The 17624-nt window shown below is 44.2% G+C and carries 20 protein-coding genes; 2 read left to right on the top strand and 18 right to left on the bottom strand.

All coding sequences use genetic code 11. The features are described from left to right. The first annotated feature begins 11 nt into the window (after window positions 1–11). Window positions 12–890, top strand: a complete 879-nt coding sequence (locus CH367_RS05710; protein ID WP_100761538.1) for an alpha/beta fold hydrolase — start codon at window positions 12–14, stop codon at window positions 888–890. Between the two features lie 96 nt (window positions 891–986). Here CH367_RS05710 and CH367_RS05705 read toward each other — a convergent pair whose 3' ends face one another. The 17 genes from CH367_RS05705 to CH367_RS05620 form a co-directional block, all read right to left on the bottom strand. Next, on the bottom strand, window positions 987–1712 hold the full coding sequence (locus CH367_RS05705; protein ID WP_100761537.1) for a DUF4376 domain-containing protein: 726 nt from the start codon (window positions 1710–1712) through the stop codon (window positions 987–989). Then, window positions 1709–2566 carry a hypothetical protein gene (locus CH367_RS05700; RefSeq protein ID WP_100761536.1) on the bottom strand — a complete coding sequence of 286 codons (858 nt, stop codon included), beginning with the start codon at window positions 2564–2566 and terminating at the stop codon, window positions 1709–1711. The genes CH367_RS05705 and CH367_RS05700 overlap by 4 nt, the downstream gene beginning before the upstream one ends. Before the next feature lie 40 nt (window positions 2567–2606). Continuing rightward, entirely contained in the window at window positions 2607–3458 is an 852-nt protein-coding gene (locus CH367_RS05695; protein ID WP_100761535.1) for a hypothetical protein, read from the bottom strand. A gap of 154 nt (window positions 3459–3612) precedes the next feature. Next, window positions 3613–4587 carry a phage tail protein gene (locus CH367_RS05690; protein ID WP_100761534.1) on the bottom strand — a complete coding sequence of 325 codons (975 nt, stop codon included), beginning with the start codon at window positions 4585–4587 and terminating at the stop codon, window positions 3613–3615. Further along, a complete protein-coding gene (locus tag CH367_RS05685; protein WP_100761533.1) occupies window positions 4584–5798 on the bottom strand; it encodes a baseplate J/gp47 family protein in 1215 nt (404 codons plus the stop codon). Before CH367_RS05685 ends, CH367_RS05690 begins: the two co-directional genes overlap by 4 nt. A 2-nt stretch (window positions 5799–5800) precedes the next feature. After that, window positions 5801–6145 carry a contractile injection system sheath initiator gene (locus CH367_RS05680; RefSeq protein ID WP_100761532.1) on the bottom strand — a complete coding sequence of 115 codons (345 nt, stop codon included), beginning with the start codon at window positions 6143–6145 and terminating at the stop codon, window positions 5801–5803. Further along, a complete protein-coding gene (locus CH367_RS05675) occupies window positions 6142–6825 on the bottom strand; it encodes a Gp138 family membrane-puncturing spike protein (RefSeq protein ID WP_100761531.1) in 684 nt (227 codons plus the stop codon). The genes CH367_RS05680 and CH367_RS05675 overlap by 4 nt, the downstream gene beginning before the upstream one ends. Then, a complete protein-coding gene (locus tag CH367_RS05670) occupies window positions 6822–7640 on the bottom strand; it encodes a phage protein (protein WP_100761530.1) in 819 nt (272 codons plus the stop codon). Before CH367_RS05670 ends, CH367_RS05675 begins: the two co-directional genes overlap by 4 nt. After that, on the bottom strand, window positions 7637–7975 hold the full coding sequence (locus CH367_RS05665; RefSeq protein WP_100761529.1) for a phage baseplate plug family protein: 339 nt from the start codon (window positions 7973–7975) through the stop codon (window positions 7637–7639). Before CH367_RS05665 ends, CH367_RS05670 begins: the two co-directional genes overlap by 4 nt. Window positions 7976–7986: 11 nt before the next feature. Then, window positions 7987–8598, bottom strand: coding sequence for a phage baseplate protein (locus CH367_RS05660; protein WP_100761528.1), 612 nt, complete (start codon window positions 8596–8598; stop codon window positions 7987–7989). Beyond that, the gene (locus CH367_RS05655) at window positions 8598–10238 is read right to left on the bottom strand and encodes an LIC12611 family phage tail protein (protein ID WP_100761527.1); all 1641 of its coding nucleotides are present in this window, start codon (window positions 10236–10238) and stop codon (window positions 8598–8600) included. The genes CH367_RS05660 and CH367_RS05655 overlap by 1 nt, the downstream gene beginning before the upstream one ends. 33 nt (window positions 10239–10271) lie before the next feature. Further along, window positions 10272–10490, bottom strand: a complete 219-nt coding sequence (locus CH367_RS05650) for a hypothetical protein (RefSeq protein ID WP_100761526.1) — start codon at window positions 10488–10490, stop codon at window positions 10272–10274. A 43-nt stretch (window positions 10491–10533) separates the two neighbouring features. After that, window positions 10534–10920: an LIC_12613 family protein gene (locus CH367_RS05645; RefSeq protein ID WP_100761525.1), complete on the bottom strand. Its 387-nt coding sequence runs from the start codon at window positions 10918–10920 to the stop codon at window positions 10534–10536. After that, window positions 10920–11330 carry a phage structural protein gene (locus CH367_RS05640; RefSeq protein ID WP_100761524.1) on the bottom strand — a complete coding sequence of 137 codons (411 nt, stop codon included), beginning with the start codon at window positions 11328–11330 and terminating at the stop codon, window positions 10920–10922. The genes CH367_RS05645 and CH367_RS05640 overlap by 1 nt, the downstream gene beginning before the upstream one ends. Window positions 11331–11343: 13 nt before the next feature. Further along, window positions 11344–12723, bottom strand: a complete 1380-nt coding sequence (locus tag CH367_RS05635; RefSeq protein ID WP_100761523.1) for a DUF3383 family protein — start codon at window positions 12721–12723, stop codon at window positions 11344–11346. Further along, complete coding sequence (locus CH367_RS05630; RefSeq protein WP_100761522.1) at window positions 12720–13244, bottom strand: phage neck terminator protein; 525 nt, start codon at window positions 13242–13244, stop codon at window positions 12720–12722. The genes CH367_RS05635 and CH367_RS05630 overlap by 4 nt, the downstream gene beginning before the upstream one ends. 341 nt (window positions 13245–13585) lie before the next feature. Beyond that, window positions 13586–13954, bottom strand: a complete 369-nt coding sequence (locus CH367_RS05620) for a helix-turn-helix domain-containing protein (RefSeq protein ID WP_100761520.1) — start codon at window positions 13952–13954, stop codon at window positions 13586–13588. A gap of 300 nt (window positions 13955–14254) precedes the next feature. Here CH367_RS05620 and CH367_RS05615 point away from each other — a divergent pair, with 300 nt between their 5' ends. Continuing rightward, the gene (locus CH367_RS05615) at window positions 14255–14506 is read left to right on the top strand and encodes a hypothetical protein (RefSeq protein ID WP_100762059.1); all 252 of its coding nucleotides are present in this window, start codon (window positions 14255–14257) and stop codon (window positions 14504–14506) included. Between the two features lie 135 nt (window positions 14507–14641). Here the strand turns inward: CH367_RS05615 and greA are convergent, their stop codons facing one another. Continuing rightward, window positions 14642–17422 (bottom strand): transcription elongation factor GreA, encoded by a 2781-nt coding sequence (gene greA / locus CH367_RS05610; protein ID WP_100761519.1) that lies wholly within the window; start codon window positions 17420–17422, stop codon window positions 14642–14644. Between the last annotated feature and the right edge of the window lie 202 nt (window positions 17423–17624).

The following is a 17624-nucleotide window of genomic DNA, read 5'->3' as shown; positions in this document are numbered from 1 at the left end:
AAATCCTACTCATGCTCCATAACCGCTCTTTATTTTATTTCTCATTAATTTTTCTTTTTCTAATCGGAATATCCTGTCGTGTCCCCGAGGATCTAAAGAAAAAATCGGAAGAAAGCCTCGTCGAATTGAAGGAATCCGGCGCGGAATACAAGGAGCTCTTCCTTGAATCCAAGGGAAAAAATATCTATGCAGTCGCAAGCGGTTGTGAATCCGAAAAGGAGAATATTCTAATATTCATACACGGTTCGCCCGGCGGTTGGCAGAATTACGCTTGGTATTTGGAAAACAAAAAGTTAACGGAAAAGTATTGTATTCTTTCTTTGGATAGACCCGGGTTCGGAAAATCCGATCCGAACGAAGTTGTCGCGGACGTCGAGAAACAAGCCGTTATTTTAAACGATGCGATCGGAAAATTTTCAAACTCGATTCGAAAAAACGAAACTCTTAAAATTACGTTAGTCGGCCATTCATACGGAGGACCGATCGCCGCAAGAATCGCTTCCATTTCCGAAAACAAAATTCATGTTCTGGTGTTATTAGCGGCGCCTTTGAGTTCTCAAGAAGAGGAAATCCAGTGGTATAACAAGATCGCCGATTGGAACTGGGTAAAAGGAATGTTACCTCAGGAAATTCGAAACAGCAACGACGAGATGCTTCCGCTGAAACCGCAGTTATTTTCTCTGGAACCTTTTTGGAAAAAAATTTCTTGTAAAACGATTCTGATTCACGGAAAAGAAGACTCTCTTGTCCCGTTTCAAAACCTGGAATACTTTCAAAACCAACTTCCAAAATCTCAACTTCTAACGATCACATTGGATGAAGAGAATCACTTTATCCCTTGGACTCAAAAAAATCTTTTGGAAAAAACCTTTTTGGATTTGGTTAAATAAAGAATTTCGAATGAACCTCAGACCGAGAATATACATCTCGATCTAAGGTTCTTTTAATTTTCTAATACTAATTCGATTTCAGATCCGACGAGAAACTCAACTCCAAAGGGAAACTAAATCCAAAAATTCATTTTCCTGTAAGGAAAGAATTTTGACTTCAACGTCCCATTTTTTCGTATATAGGGTTTGGCCCGCGCGAAAGAGATCTAATTCTATTTTTTCCGCCAGGTCGGACAAATCTTCCGAGCTGAGTATATGAAACGCATTGTTCGCATCTCTCCAGTCAGGAAGGCCTGAAATTTTTTGTTTGGAATAAAGAGTTAATGTTTTTTGAATATTCTCAAGATATTGTTTTCCGGAATCCCAGACCGCACCCGAAAAGTCGACCGTTCCACGATAAAATTCCTTTCTCGAAAGAAAAATCTGTTTATTCTGCAAAAGCAAGGATTCTCTTTTTAAATTCTCGTCTACAACCCATTCGGAGCCGGTATATTTTTGAAACGGCAAAGGATTCCCGGTTTGGTCCTTCAACGGTTCGGCAAATGTTTCCGTTTCAGGATCAATCTCGTCTTCCCAACTTTGCAGAACCCTTTCCGTGCCTGTGGTCTTGTGATAGACTTTTTGATTCTCGAAGTCCTTTGCAATTCCATCCTCTAAATCGGCTTTGAACTCATCGCCGATTTTCGGATTGTAATGTACCGCATAGGCTATCTGATGCACCTTTGAATCAAACAAAGACCAAGCGGATCGACCTTCTAATTTACTCGGATCGGAATTGATCCAAACTACGGATTTAGTTTCTTTATCGATAATATAATTCATGCTACCCTCACTTTATATTTTACTGCGATGTATGCAGGTGTTGTTTCGTTACCTGTTCGAGGAGTTCCTGACGTAGATGCAACAAGTGTATTTAAAAGCGTATCGTATGCAACCCCGGTAAAATTCAAAACTGAAATGTTAGTGCCGCCACCGAATAGATTATAGTTTTCATAACGCGCTCTGATACCAAATGCTTGTATCTGGTCCTGCCCCTCCGTTCCAACAACCCCTGAATCGTAATTCCCGCCCAATGCCTTAGCTCGGCTTCCATGTACACCGGCCCCTCTTGCAAAAATTCCTCTTCGATCCGGAACGTTATACGTAGTCGAACCGTCTCCAAAACCGTATTCAACATTCGTAATCATATCACCGGTCTGAGAAGCAGTAAGATCGATGATCGATCCAGTAGGCGTCGTAGAAATTTGAAAGTCATTGGTAGTCGGATTACGAACGTAATACTTCGTAAGACCAGTAACGCCGCCGCCCGTAAAAGCGAACTTTACCAACTGACCTTCCACACAACCATGCGCGGTAACATTGATTCGATCGGTCGCAGGAACGATACCGGTAACCGACTTAGAGACAAAATTCCAAAGCACAGAAAAGGTCGCTCTAGAAATCGCTTGCGCGTTCGCCTCCTTAAAATTAGAAGAAGGAGCAATGTTCAAGTTATCCTCTACAATACTGCCGATCGGTATTAGAAAATTCAAAAGATTGTTATCCGTAACATCAATGCGGTCTTTCAAATACTGAAGACTTTCGTATTGACGATCAAACTCATCGTCCATCATATCCCCGTCTGCGGGAGTATTTTTGGTCCATGTTCTCGTTTTTGTCGCATTAAATACTGCCACTATCTACCTCCTTATTTGCTTTCACGCGGAGACACATTAATCACGCCACTCTTACTTTGAATTTTACGGCGATGTATGCAGGAGTTGTTTCGGTTCCAAGGCGAACAGCACCTCCCGCGGGATCATTTTTAGGTGTAAGCTCCTCATAACCTCCAAGCCAAATTGCATTGTAGCCATAAGCGCCGGAGGAAAAGGAATCATTCAAAATTTGCTTCGTTGATATCAAAAATCTTTGAAACTGATCTTGCCCCTCAAACCCAATCGAACCACCATCGTAATTCCCGCCCAATGCCTTAGCTCTCGATCCATTTACACCGGCCCCTCTTGTAAAAATTCCTCTTCGATCCGGAACATTATACGTCGTCGAACCGTCTCCAAAACCGTATTCTACGTTCGTAAGCATATCACCGGTCTGGGAAGCGGTAAGATCGATAATAGTTCCGCTTTGTGTCGTAGAAATCTGAAAATCATTGGTAGTCGGATTACGAACATAGTATTTCGTAAGCGCGGTAACACCGCCCCCGGTAAATGCAAACTTTACCAACTGACCTTCTACACAACCGTGTGCGGTAAGATTGACTCGATCGGTCGCGGGCGTAATCCCGGTAACCGTCTTGTGAATCAAATTCCAAAGCGCGGAAAAACTCGTACGAGAAATTGCCTGTGCGTTTGCGTCTTTAAACAACGCCGACGAGCATTGATCCAAATTATCCTCTACGATTCCTCCCAGTGGAATCCGAGCCGCGGAAAAATTCGCATCGGTTTGATCGATTCTATCCTTCAAATATTGATCGTTTCCATAGAGACGATCCACCTCGTCGTCTATCAAATCACCGTCTGCGGGCGTGCTTCTATTCCATGTAATGGTTTTTGACGGATTGAATATTGCCATATTGACTCCTTAAATTTTATTTAGAATATTATAAATTTTACATATATTTATCGAACGCCGGGCCGAACCGAACGTATCTTCTAAAATATTTATGCATTGAGACCGTGCAGAATACATTCATGCTACGGATCTTTGAACCAAGACCTTACAATCTTCACTCGAATTCCTCGTGAATTGCAAAATCGTATACGATCAAATTGTCCTTGGGTTTGGAGGGGAACGTTTTCAAAAAAAGCAAATTCCCGTCTCGATCAAACAATCCCAGTTCGTTAATTCCCGCTCCGATTGCTTCCGCTTGTTTTATAGAGGCTTTGAAAATTCTCGAGCCGTCCGGGTTGTTTTGAATTGTAATCGATTTTCTCAAAACCTCGTTTTGTAAGCCTGTATCTCCTGCCTGAGGAATTCTCGGCGTTCCGGAGCTTAGGCCACCGATCCCAAACGCAATCTGATCCGGTAAAATTTTTGCGTTCGGAATCGAGAGTATGGTGACTCCGTTCATCGCCCATGTTACGTCTAACGCAGAGGTTCGAAGCGCCGAATTGTAAAGTCTACCGGATAAGGTCGAAGTTTCAAAACGATAATTGATGATCGAATTCACCCCACCCGCTCGAATTTGAGAAATGGCCTTATTAAACTCCGGCGTAACAACGACCGTATCTACGGAACCGGTGAAAATCACTCGAATTGTAGCGGGTCTTTTTGTATTTCCCGATAACGGATATTCCCCATTGAACGTAATCAAACCGTCGAGAAGCAACGGTTCTCCACCGTAACAAAGCTCTTGGATTTCGTATAACGTTCCCGTTCCGGCAAGAATTTGGGATCCGATCTCATTCATGGAATGAATGTCTCCCTTTGATTTTCTTTTTTGTCTTGCAATCGAAAGAAAGACCCTGTATCTAAAATCGTCCATTCCGTCTCTAGGTTGTTTTAGATTTTTACCGATCAGATCGAGAATAGCTCCGCTTTGTGTTCTGAAATCGGTAGCGCCTTTCGAGGACTCAAACACGTTACGCACTTCGTTTAACAACTCAAGATCGGCCTTCCATTTTTTTCCGATTTGGGAATCTTCCTCTCTCGTAAAAAGCGAAGAGGGGTATTTTTGTAAAATGTCGCTCAACTCGGTCATATAAAGTTCACCTGAATATTCGCGGTGATCAATTTCGCCCTTTGACGACTGTTGATCGAAAGTTCATCCAGATTCGCGGGCGAAGACAGTGCGACCTTTGCGGTCATTGACTTGATTCCTAAAACTTTTACCGAATCGTATTCACTGAGTCCGCTTTGAGACGCGATCAACTTCCAAGAGAATACGTCCGCGCCCGTACCGTCGCCTTTGAACGCAGTGGAAGTCGCTCCGATCGTATCGACGCCGCCGACTACTTTGATACAATTCGTTTTAACGATGGACTCCGAACCTGGAACCCAAAGAGCCAAGTCTCGAACGATATCGATCTTTACGAAAACAAGAACATCTGCGGGTCGATTGAAGCAATACGTTCTCGCGACTCCTTTCGTATCGATGACGGTCGTGTTTTGAGAACCGAAGGATTCGATTCCACCGGGCCAGTTTCGGAGAAGAGCTTCTCCGATTTCTTCGGGAGCACCTCCTTCGATCACGGCTTCCATCGAATGTGGAGGTCTGCCATCCACATCGACGAAGTCCGTATTGTTTTCATAAACGATCGCGGTTAAAACGGATTCTATCTGATTCAAAACCCCCTGAACGTTAGCCGCCGATGAACCTCCGTTGATTCCTTCGTTAAAGAATCGATTCAAATATTCGATATCGGTTTCGATCGATCTTCCACCTCTAGCCGGATCGGGGTTCGTTACCGAATCCACACCTGCTACCGCTGTATTGATCGTGCTAATCGCGTTAGCCGCAACATCTCCGTTGATTCCGTAATCGAGATTCATGGCCTGTGCGTTTAAGATCACAAATCCGCTTGAAATCGTACCGGATTGAATCGTGATGAATTGAAGACCGCTTCCAGTCTGACAAATTGTACCCACGTCGACGAAGGAACCGTTCACTCCTAAAAATTTTAATGCGACAATGGATCGTTTTGCAGGCTGACGTTCGCTTCCCAGAGGATTCAAAACCCGATCCAAGGATGCTCCCGTCGCAGTATGTGCGAAGTTCGAATAAAAAACGGCCTCCGCGAGTTGATGGATCGAATCCAACTCATCCGCGAGAATTCTCATTCTCATTCCGTCCTCGCTCAAAATGGAAAGGTCGATGTCCTGTCCCAAGCTCGTTTTGTATTTTTCCTCGAGATCGGAAAGAATTTCGTCCCTTGTCTTACGTATAAAACCTTGCTCTGTCACACCGGCCATAATCAAACCTCCTCAGTTACGATTCCGAAAATAGTATTTGCAGAAAATTGAATGTATATTCTTCTATCGAAGTCGTTCGATTCTACGATTTCGATACGATTCACCGATACGGTCTCCGGATCCTTGATCAGAATTTTGCGAATTTCCACCAAAACCCTTTCTCTCGGGATTTTCGTCGAAAAAACGGTGTACCAATCCAGACCGACTAACGGCTCATAAACGGATTCACCGATGGAAAGACGAATCGCGTGTTTGATTCTTTGGGAATAGTATTCTGCATCTTCCAATACAACCGGCTTACCTTGGAAACGAACCACATCCCCGTTTTCAATCTTGATTCCTTTCATCCTATCTTTACCTTGTTCGAAAGAATTTGATCCACTTCCGCCTTTCTCATATTGAGTTGATTGACAACCGAAGCTCCGAGACCCGCAGGCACTCCCTGAGAAGTGTTCGTAGTAAACGCTCCGGCATTGTTTATAAAAACGTCTATAATCGCTTTGATCAGGTCGGCCAATGTTTCACCTAACACAGCGTATTCGGAAAGATCCACTAGACCGCCTTGGATTTTTATACGATCGTCCTCCAGCTGAATGAGAGACTTGCCCTCCTTATTTCCGATCACTAAACCGGCTTGATTCGCCGTGGTCGCAGGAGCATCCGTCTCCCCTTTAAAACCGCTTACGATACAAGCGCTTTGAAGATCGAATAAGGAATCGGAGACAACCGAACTTACACCTCGAACCGCTTCCGAAATATCATGTGTGGAGAATGAAATCCAAACCTTGTCCCCGCGTTTGTAATCGGGTTTGATATAAAAATCACCGGCCCACATCGTACCCACTCGGACGTTCGAAAGGATAGGAAAGGACTTCTCTTCTCCCGTTCCGTCTTTCTGTTTAAACGGAATTTTAACGTTAGCCGTCATTTCGCTCGAATTGAAGGAATCTATGATTCCAGGCAAACCAACCTGAACCCTTGAAAGAGATTTTTTCATCGCGGCGAGAATCATTTCATCCAGACTCATAAAGGTAGAACCTCCAGTTCGGAATAACATTCGGATTGAAGCGTGGAAAAGACGTGTTTTCCCTTTAAGATTCTACAATCGGCGTCGAGACTTCCCCCTTTTACGGAGACAATCACATTCTGTTTGAATTTATGTCGAAACAGACTTTTGATCTTCCAAGTTTTCTGTCCCTTTTCCGGAGCGCCGATCAGACCGGAAGAATCATCCAAAAAGATCGCGCTCGGTTTTTTCTGAGGTTGTAATGAATCTATGTGTAGAAGTCCGTCCTGAAACCAATATTGCGTTTTTGTCAAAGAGCAAAAACGTAGAATACAATCGCCTAACGAAGTATTCGCGCTGAAATTTATAATTTTGTTATCCGCGATGTTGATTCTTCCCGGTTTGAGATTTCCGCGATCCAAAATATCAAGAATCACGGTCGTTGCGGGAAGTTTGCTGTATGTTTTCATAATATAAGAACTTGACCATGCGCCTGCGTTCGCACTGATCTGAAACTCCAATATACGATTCGTTCCCTCTTGTGTCATCTTAGGACGAATCACTTCACCGCTAACTACCAAACCGTTTTCGTCCTTATAACCCGCGTTTAAAAACGCGCTTGGATATTGTAATCCGGTTCCTTTCGATTTACCTTCGATCAGATTCATCGTATCCTGATTCACGTTGTATAAGGTCACCGTGGTCAAATTCATCGGCCCGATTTCTGTTTCGAATTCGATATCGAAAGGTGGATACGTGAATTCTTTGCCGCTTCCCGTTTTGGGAAGAATCTCCAAAGAAGCCACTCTTCCGAATAATTTCGGATTTCCGATCATAACGTTTCCTCCACATAAATTTGTACGCTGGAACCCAACGTATCGAGGTTAACCGGGATATCCTTAAACTCTTCGCGGTAAAGATCATCGAGATCCAAGGGTTTGAGAAGAATGGAAATCGGAAATTCATCGACGACTACGTGATTGAAAGGAACACCGTATACAAGTCGGGAAGAAAACAAATCGACTCCGTCCTGATCTCTCACGAGAACCGTAATAAAATCCCCCACTTCGTTGTAAGCGAATTCGAATTCATAATCTTTCGAACCGATCTCGTATGTGTTGCGGATCGGAAATACGTTCGGATCCACTGGTAAATATTGATATATTGGCATATAATAAAATTCTAACCTTTTCCCGGAACAGGCTCTCCGGATTTTGAAACGGTCTTGGTCGGTTTTTTTCCGCCAGACTTTACACTTTTTAACTCTCTCGTTTTGGCTTCCGCGATCAGAATCGGGAAGATGGAAATCGAAATCGGAATATCGTCCCCCGTATCCTTGGATTCGGAAAAGGAAATGTCCCCGAGAAGAAGATTCGGAATCTCGTCAACCGATCTTCCTAAGTATCGTTTATCCGGATCGTCCGGTTCCACATAACGAAAGACGGACGGTAACATCGACAAAACGCGGCTGATGATTCCGCCAGTTCCGTAACCTAAAAGAGTAAGAAGCGTTCCGCTCGTCTGCCATGCGATCAATGTTTCCAACTTCTCATCGACCGTTTTGTTCGATAAGGTCAAAACACCGAAGGACGAAGATAGAAGAGCGCTTAACGTGATTCCTCTGTTTCCCGGAATCACGTGATCGGTCAACATGGTCTTACCTTTTTCCTTTTCGACCGTATGTTTCGTGATCTCGGCGGGATATGTATATTGCAAATCGAAGGAAACGTTTATCTCGATTTCATCGTCGCCGTCCGTTAGAGCGATCGTATCTCTTCCCGTTAAAATTCCCATTATGCTCCCTCCGGCGTAAGACCGGACGCAAGACCGATCTTCAACGCTATTTTATCCAATTCCTTTTCCAAATAGGATGCGAATACAGACGCATCTTCTTTTCTAGTTGCGGAACCTAACACTACGTTGGCGATATTTACGGAGATTCCTCCGCCGCTACGATTCTGTTTGGAACCGCCTAACACGCCTAAGTCCTTGACGGCGACTACGTTGTCATCGGGATGAAATTTTACGATCTCACCGTGTTTGGTAATGAGCGCGTCGTTTACATTGGTAACGTTACCGGTTTGTGCGGGCGGAGGAGCGCCGGACGCCTTCAAAAGACCGAACCAGGATCCGATTTTAGAATTCTGAAACGACGTTAAGAGACTCATGAATCCGTTTTTAACCGCATCCAGTATTTTATTAAAGTTTTTGAATATTAGAATAATGCCACCGATGACCAATCCGATCGCAACACCCGCGGCGATGAACGGAATCAAAGGTGCGACGGCGCTCCAGGCGGCGACCGCAAGCGCACCGAACACTCCCACAAGGACGCTTCCCAAAAGGATCATCGCAGTTTGCAAACGTTCGGACGCGTCTTCTCCGGTGGTGAAGTAGTCGATTAAATCGGAGAGCATATCGAAGAGAGGTTTCATCGATTCCACCATTTTCGTCCCTAGGCTCTCCGATAGACGGTTCATTCCGCCGTCAAATCGCTCCAGAATCCCGGATGCGGTTTTCATCTCTTCTTTATAAGAGTTTTGTAATGTTTTATTCTTATTAAGTGCCTGAAAAATCAGTTCTTCTCGTGCAATTCTTTTGTCAGCCTCGGACATCGCGGAGCCGTTGATCTTCTGAAAGTCTTTGGAGTAAGCGGAAAAAAGAGCGCCGCTATGTTTAAAAAAATCGTCATTTCCCGATTCGATCGCTTTAAAAGCCAGCGTCATAGACGAAGACAATTCATTACCGGTCAGTTTACTCGCCATTTGAAGACCGGAAAGATTCTTCGAGATAAAATCGATCGAATATCCCGATCGAATCGCATCATCGGTGATTTTTGTAAGTTCCGTTTGAGTATGAAGTCCTTTGGAAGTTTTGATCGTGTTATTGATCGCGGCTTGCAGTTTGGAATATCCGTCTCCCGCCAGATTCTTTAAGATCGATCTTTGTTTATCCAATTCGATTCCGGATTTAAACGAAGGAACGATGATCTGTTGAAAAACGGACGTAGCGACCGTATTCAGGGTTGAAAAAGCGCCGCTCAGACGGGAAGTCTTTGCGGCATTCGTCGCCAACCCTGAATCCAATTCCTTGACTTTTTTTCCGGCGGCATCGGCGGACTTTGTCATCTCCGAAAACGGGTTCGGTAATTTCGCCATTCCTTTCAGCTTGGAAGAAAGACCGCTCAGGCTCGAATCGAGTTTTTTTGTCTGTTCCGTAAAGGTCGATAATTCGGATTTCTTACTCGCAAAACTCGAAACAGAATCCTTCAAAGCCTTCCAGGACTTAACGCCTTTTTGAGAAACCAAAGTCATCGCATCAGAAAAAGCTAATACTTGCTCTTTCAATTTTTTGACGTCCTTCTCAATCAGTGTAAAAGAATCCTTCGGATCCACAGAAATTTTTATCTTAACGTTTACGTCCCGCTCGGCCATATTCTTTCCTATTCCAATCCTTCTTATCAGCGTTTAAAATCCCGAACCGTGAATCAGTTTCGCCAGAAACTTCAACTCTTCCGCCTTTTCTTCCGCTTCTCTTTTTTTTCTTCGATCCACCACTTCCAATATTTTCATATAAAGAACGGTGGGCGCGTTCTCGAGCTCTCTGCTCGTAAACTGCGCCGCACCGAGGATGAAAGGTTTCCAGAAGTAAAGCTCACGATCGATCTCTTCATCAATCCACCTCATCCATTCTTCCGCGGAAGGGTTGTATCTTAAATCCGGGAACTTCCTATTCCAACTCCCACTTAAGAAATCGATTCGCTATATTCAGCCAAACCTCCACGTGATTCGGCTCAATAGTGTCTAACGTAGGTTCGAAGGAATGACCCATCGGTCTAACGCAGAACTTGAAGAATTTATCCATCAGTTTATCCTGATTGAGTCCCTCGGTTAAAGAGATCGATTCTTGTCTCCAGCGGAGCGCCTTTCTATTTCCCGGATGTTGAAGTTTATACCTGCGCCCGTCCACGAAATGAATCTGAGCCACTTTCGCGTCGTCGTCGATCGTCTCCAAAATCGGTTCCGAAGGAAAAACGGAAACTTCCGATTCCAAGGATTCCTTCTTAACGAAAATTTTATCCGGTTGCGCCGAATCTTTTGAAACGTTATCCGTCATCATGCCGTGATTACTCCTTTGTAATCGGGAAGAAGAAACACCCAGACCATGTCCTTGTATTCTTTTCCCTTTTCGATGTTCGGTCTTTCCCAAACTCTACCTTGTGCGGAGAAACCTAACATTCCTCCGTCGCTTTTATCCTTAATCGTAAACACGCAGGGAAGTCTTCCTTCGCCTAAGGCGAAGAAGTATTGGTTCTCCGGGGAATCTCCCATAAGAGTCAGAGTCAACTTTACTCTTCCATCATATACTTCCGAGATGTTCCAATCTCCTTTGATTCCCACTTGAGAGAGAATGTATTCCTTCGTTACGGGTTCGATTTTAAAGTACCCGTCCGCTTGACTCATTCCGGACACGTCTCGTCCGTTGCAGTTCACGTTTAATTTCTTTGGATCCCAAATACCGTTCATTCTTGATTGCTCCTTAGGTTAATTCGCCGTCGATGTCGACTTCGTTGATCGCTCCTCTCAAGCGGCACGAGAAAGTGATGTTGGGAAGAATCCGATTGTTGCGATCGTTAGTCGGAATTTCGTCTATCGTTTCGGGAAGATGAATCTTATATTGATAATCTCCCAGATCGGAACGCGTTTTATCGGATTCGTTTTCGACGGGTGCGACGATTCCTTGAACGCCTGCTTGAGAAAAAACCTCTCGCATTCTCGCTTCGATCATCTGAATCCCTTGAATCGTATAAGGAACGACGTCCGAGTTTAAAAAAAGACTCGTGATGTTTTCCTTCAAACGCGCCTTCAACCAGGAACGATTTTCAACCACGTCCGCATAAACGTTCCCGGTGGAAACTCCCGGATAAGGAACCTGCTTACCGCCGAAATCAACGATTAGATTTCCGTTGTCCGCAAAGATGGAACTCGTTTGAGAATTTGTGTAACCGGAATTCTCAACTCCGTCGAGAGGCAGATAAGCGTAGTTATACGAACCGACTCTACGAGGAGAAGAATTTCCGACCCACGCGGCTTCCGGAAAAGAATCCGGATTCTTATGAATCGTAAAGTATTCCCAGATGGAATTTCTTCCCGTGAGAACGGTTACGTCGTCCGTGCAAGCAAAGAACATCTTCTCGATGGATGCGAGATAATCGCCTAACGCTTGTATTTCGGATTTCGTATGAGTGGTCGCAGTCGTTTTAAACCAAGCGTCTTTTCCCGAATTTCTCAAAGCGGCGATTTCAACGGCCGCGTTCGCCCAAGAAGTGAGAAGAAATACCGCTACGGTCTTCGGTCTTGGAGTTTGTCTGAAAATTTTAGTAGCTTGCAGATATTCCTTATCCGAAGAAACAAAACCCATCCCCAAAAGATCGTCGGCGGAGGAAATCTCCATATATCTTTCGAAAGCCAGAGGCGCTTGAGCGAATGCGAAAACGATTCCGCTTCCCGCGCTTGCCGTTTCGATCACGTCTACGATTTTAGTCGCTCCGGCGATGTTCGAAACCGCTTCCGCGGCAAGTTTGATCTGGTGTGCCGTAGAAGTAGCGACGCCGCCCGCATCCGTTGCAACGTTAACCGAAACAACATAAGGATCGTTTTCCGTTCCGGTTCCGGAGCGAACGACGCTCAGAGCCGTGCTGTTTCCGGCAACGACGTATTTAACTTGGATAAACACGTTTCCCGAAGTGACCGATTTCCAGATCAGTCCGCTCGGACCGCTGGATACTTGTAAAGAATAGGTTGGTGCCTTGACTCCAAGAATCAAAGGTAACCCGAATCCCATTTGAGAAACCGGAGTATTTCTAAGAAATAGATTGATACTGATCGGCTCAATTTTAGAGACTGTTTGTGCGCTCATGCTTCCTCCTGATATTCAACCGTTGGTGCGCTCGCGGTCGATTCGCCTTGTTTTTCATTATACTTTCTTAATTTGAATACGATGTCGAAGCTCGCTTTGTATAGATACGTCGCGTTTTCGGTTAAAACGGTTTTGTCCTGAATGTTCGGAGAAACGAGAACCGGAGTGATTCCGAACTTCTCGCATTCGATCGTACCTTCTTTCGAATCGAACCAATCCATGGACTTTTCGGAAAGTTCCCAACAAGTTGCGATCGAACTGTCATGTAAGAATATTATGTTAATGGAAACTGTTTGATTGATTCTAAACGTTTCCTTAAAAGTCGCGGAATCGATCGATTGAATTTTACGAGAAGCGTTCGCGGAAGAATCTTGATTCAGTTGAACGATTTTATAAGTGCCGTATGGAAAGGTCGTAGGCAATTCCGTTTGATCCGCGAGAACGAAAGAAATCGGAGGATCCGGTTTTTTGATCTCCGTAATCATCTTGTTCATCGCCGATTCTATATCTTCAAAATTCATGTTTCCGATTCGTCTCCTTGAAACCGATGCGCCGAGTTTACGATACATGTCGGAAGAAATCTACGTCGTGAACGCACGGGATAGACCTGAATTTCCGTACGGTCCCAAAGCGAAGGGAGTGATCGACTCAGGGAAGAATGAAGATCGCAGACCTTGTTTATTTCATAACACAAGACAATTTTGATTCAGGATTAGTTTGTCGGAAGAATTGAACCGACGAATATTAAGATGGACAAAAATAAAAAGCGCGCAAGAGCGCGCCGACTGCGGAGAAATATCGAGAACCGAGATCGCTTAAGATATTTAGAATATTCTACAGTTTGCAATCTTCAATTCTAAAATCATTCGCAGGAATCATCCGACTCCACAAAGTGAGATCTAAAAAATTCCTCAACTCCGATCCGCGAATACAAAACGCTTCCGTCCCGCAGTTTCCAAAACTTTCCAAGCAATCCCTCCCTGCGATAATCCCCCACTCTACGAACGGATCGTTTCAACAAGGCCGCAACCTCTTTCGGGGTCATCGTATCTTTCGGTTCTTTTGGAATCGCCGGATTTGTCTGCATCGGTAAAGAGGAAACGTTCTTCGAACGTTCCTTACCGAACGAATTTTTATAAAGAGAACCTTCCTGTGAAAATCCGACAACCTTCTTCGATGAACCTTCGTTTTGAGAACGAGCTTGGTCCGTATTCTTTTTTATTTCGATCATAGACCAACCGAAAGAAAGAGATTCAATTCTGTCAAGCACCGATCTATATTCATAATTTTGAATCTATTTTCAGGGACCGAGCGAACGAAAAAAATAGACTTGAAATCCTCGCGAAAACTTTTTTCAAAAGAAAACGTCTAAAAATTTTTCGAACACGGAGTTTTTGTCCGGGGTCGGAAATAAACTGTTTGGAAAGGAACGTGGAAACTTAGGTCCAAAATGACGGGCCTTAAAGGATCGATTCGGCTTCGTTTAAAAGGAGCGAGATTGTCGGAAGATTCGCAAGTAAAGGAGAGAAAAATGGCAAATATAATCAAAAGAGATCGAGTGAGAATCCGCTTTCTCTGCGATCAAGTTGGAGATCTCAAAACGAAGGGATTGAACGTAAGATCGGTGTTCGACCAGTGCTGGAATCGAATTCCCGAAACCATGATTCAAAAACTCAACGCGGAAGAACTTCTTACTTACATGCAACGGCATATTCTACCGGTCGAAGTTGCGTTATTGACCGCTGAAAAAGAAGCGGAAACATACAAAACCAAAACCGCGTAGAAACGTTTGGGACAAATCTCGAAGTGACCAGGGCGACCCGTGGCGATCACGCACATCGGCATCGGGACAAAAAAAATCCCGAATTCCAAATCGGAATCCGGGATTTTAGCACATTCGAATATTTGAATGTGATTTTTAGTCTTCTTGGCTTTGAAGAGAAAATCTTCCGATCTCAAGAACCGTATAACGCGTTTCGGCGCCGGTAAGGTTCAATACCGCGGAATCTCCCGTTTTCTTTCCAAGAAGGGATTTAGCGAGTGGAGACTGATAACTGATGATATGTCTTTCAGTATCCGCGTCCCAAGCCCCGAGAATGGAATAAGCGACAACTTCTCCGGTGGATTCGTTCTTGAGTTTCGCGGTAACTCCGATATTGATCTTGTCCGTTTTGACGTTGGTAAGATCCAAGATGATCGCACTTTTGATTTCGGCTTCGAGTCTTTTGATGGCCGCTTGAAGCTGAACTTGTTTTTCCATCGCGGCCTTGTATTCCGCGTTTTCTCGCAAGTCCCCTCTTTCCTGAGCTTCCCCGATATCCTTGGAGTTCTCCGGCATTTCCACGTTGAGTAAATGTTCGAATTCTTCCTTTTTGCGGTTGAGAGCGCGTCTTGTAACAAGAATCGCACCTTCGGGAATACGCGTAAGAATGTCGTCGTCCTCTTCATCCTCGTCTTCGTCTTCTTCCCAAGCGACGTCGGGTTTCAACTCTACGATCAAAGAATACAAACGATCTTTTTCAAGATCCGTAAAGTAAGGAACTTCCTTATAAAGAGCGTATAACTTGCGGATGTATTCCGAATCTCCCGCGTTGATCGCCTCGCGTAAAACCTCGTCGTCGTTTCCATGGAGAATTTCCTTGGACGCGTTTTTGAGTTTGGTTCCCTTGTCTTCGATCTTAGTGAGAGGTTTGAACAAACGGAAAACTTTCAGAATCAGTTCGAGACGTTCTTCCGGTTTGGAAGAAACGATCCATTCCCCTTCCCAGATTTTGGTAAGAATGGATTTCGCAACCCAGATAAAAACTTCCGGAGCTTCTTTCGCTCTTGTGCCCGCGGATTTGATAAACGCATTCAGAAGATCGAACTTTCCTTCTTCTTCCATAATGGAGAATACGTATTTGTTCACCTTGATCGGAACTTCGAATAGAATTCCGGTCAAAACCTCTTCCGCACTGTGTGCGTGTTTGCGGATCAGATTCACATAACCCTTTTTGATTTCCACGTTTCCGATTTTCGTAGAAATTTCGGTTAACGTGCTTACCGGCAGGGATTTGATCAGCTCCACGATTTTTTGTTCGGTCAAATGTCTCGGAATTTCCTCGTCACCGAGTTCTTCCGACGCCGCTTGCAGATACAAGAAAGCGACTAACTTGCGAACAGGATCCGCCGCTTCCTCTTCTTCGTAATAAAAATGATTGAACGCTTCGATCGCACCTTCCGCGTCTTCGCGGTTGTCCAGGGCTTCCATTGCGATATCGAGTTTTTTGTTCGAATCGGTCTGGTGCGTGAACTTCTCGGACAATTCTTCCGACAAGGAGATCGCCTTTTCACGATAAACGAGTTCGTCTTTTTTCTTAGGATCAAAACCGATGTTCGGTTCTTTTTTGATTACGTTCTTAGCCTTGTTCCACCACTTCGACCATTCGGCCAAGGGTAAGAATTTTCCGGACACTTCGGACTTGATATCGGCGGTCAACATTCTGTTGTCGAAAGAAGTCAGCAATTCCTTGAAGAAGTCCGGAATGTTGTTCTTGAAAAGATCCACGATCTCTTCTTTGTTTTCGTAGAACTTCACCCAGATATGATCTTTTTTCAAAGGTTTTAAGCTGGTGATCGCCATCTGGATCGAAAGTTTATGATCCTTTTTATCCTTAAAGTCCACGAAGATAGAATCTCCGTTAGGCGAAATCGAAGTGATCTTACCCACTCCCCAGTTTCTATGAAGAACGTAGTTGTTCGTGTCGAACACGATGTTTCTTTCGAAGTTGGCGATACAAACCTTGATGGGTTTTCTATTGTTTCCGATCTCGGACATCTTGAGGAAGTCTTCGAGAAGGGAATGATTTGCATACTTCGCTTTATAAGCGCGGATGAGTTCGTTTCTTGCTTTGTTGGAAGAAGCCTCGTGTTCGAGAATCTTCTTTAAAAGATAAATGACCTTGTCCCAGTCTTCGAGTTGTTTGTACGGTTCAACGATCGGATAAAGATAACCTACAAGTCTCGTTCTTTCACGATGACCCAACATGATTCTTTCGATTCTTTCGAAAAACTGAAGGTCTTCGTGGTTGTTGCTTACGATGATCGGCCAGATCTCTTCAAGTTGAACGTAATCTTTTGTTTTCGCAAAAGTTTCGATCGCTTGTTTGAGATATGTGATCGCGCGTTCTTTATTTTCTTCTAATATGGAAAGCGCGTATTTTTTTAAGATTTCGGGGTTTTTGCGATCGTGTTTCGCGAGTTTTTCCAGAACCGGTTTGAGTTCCTTATTCTTCTTTAACTTTTCGAGGGCCTCTGCCTTGTATTTCAAAGCGAGTCTTTGATCCCCGTATTTCAGGATCTGATCGGTGATGTGTTCGATGATCGTCCACTTACTCGCTACTTTAAAAGATTCTAATAGGTTTTTTAAAAGACCGGAGTCGCTGATCTCCCCTCTTTCCAGAGAGAGAATTCCGAGTAGATAACGTGCAGAAATGCTGTCTTCGTGTTCGCCGAGATATTCTTCTATTTTCTGTTTTGCTTCGTCTATTTTTCCGGCCGATTTATAAAATTCGATGAGGTCGTCAAAAATCTTAAACTTGGATGCAGGAATTGAGTTCGCGTCGGTGCGAACGTAGATTTCTTCGTTGAAAAGAGATGTCAGCTTATCCAGATCGCTGGCCGGTCTGGATTCCGTAGTTGCTGATATTTCGTTAGACATAGGATACTCCACCGATTGAGTCTCGGCTTGATGAAAATTGGGACGTTTGGGGTTAAATTCCTCTCTGACAGCCCTGTATTTATCAATTATAGCCGAGTTGGCTTATCCGTAAACCAGAATTTAGAAAGAGGGGGATTTCCCGGTAAAGCCGGGTTTCGGCCTTACCAAGAGAGAATGAAACGGGATTTAGAACATCCCGTTG

Origin of the sequence: Leptospira barantonii, assembly GCF_002811925.1 — a bacterium.
Lineage (GTDB): Bacteria > Spirochaetota > Leptospiria > Leptospirales > Leptospiraceae > Leptospira > Leptospira barantonii.
The sequence above is the reverse complement of the archived record's forward strand: the minus strand, read 5'-3'. Positions and strand labels throughout refer to the sequence as shown.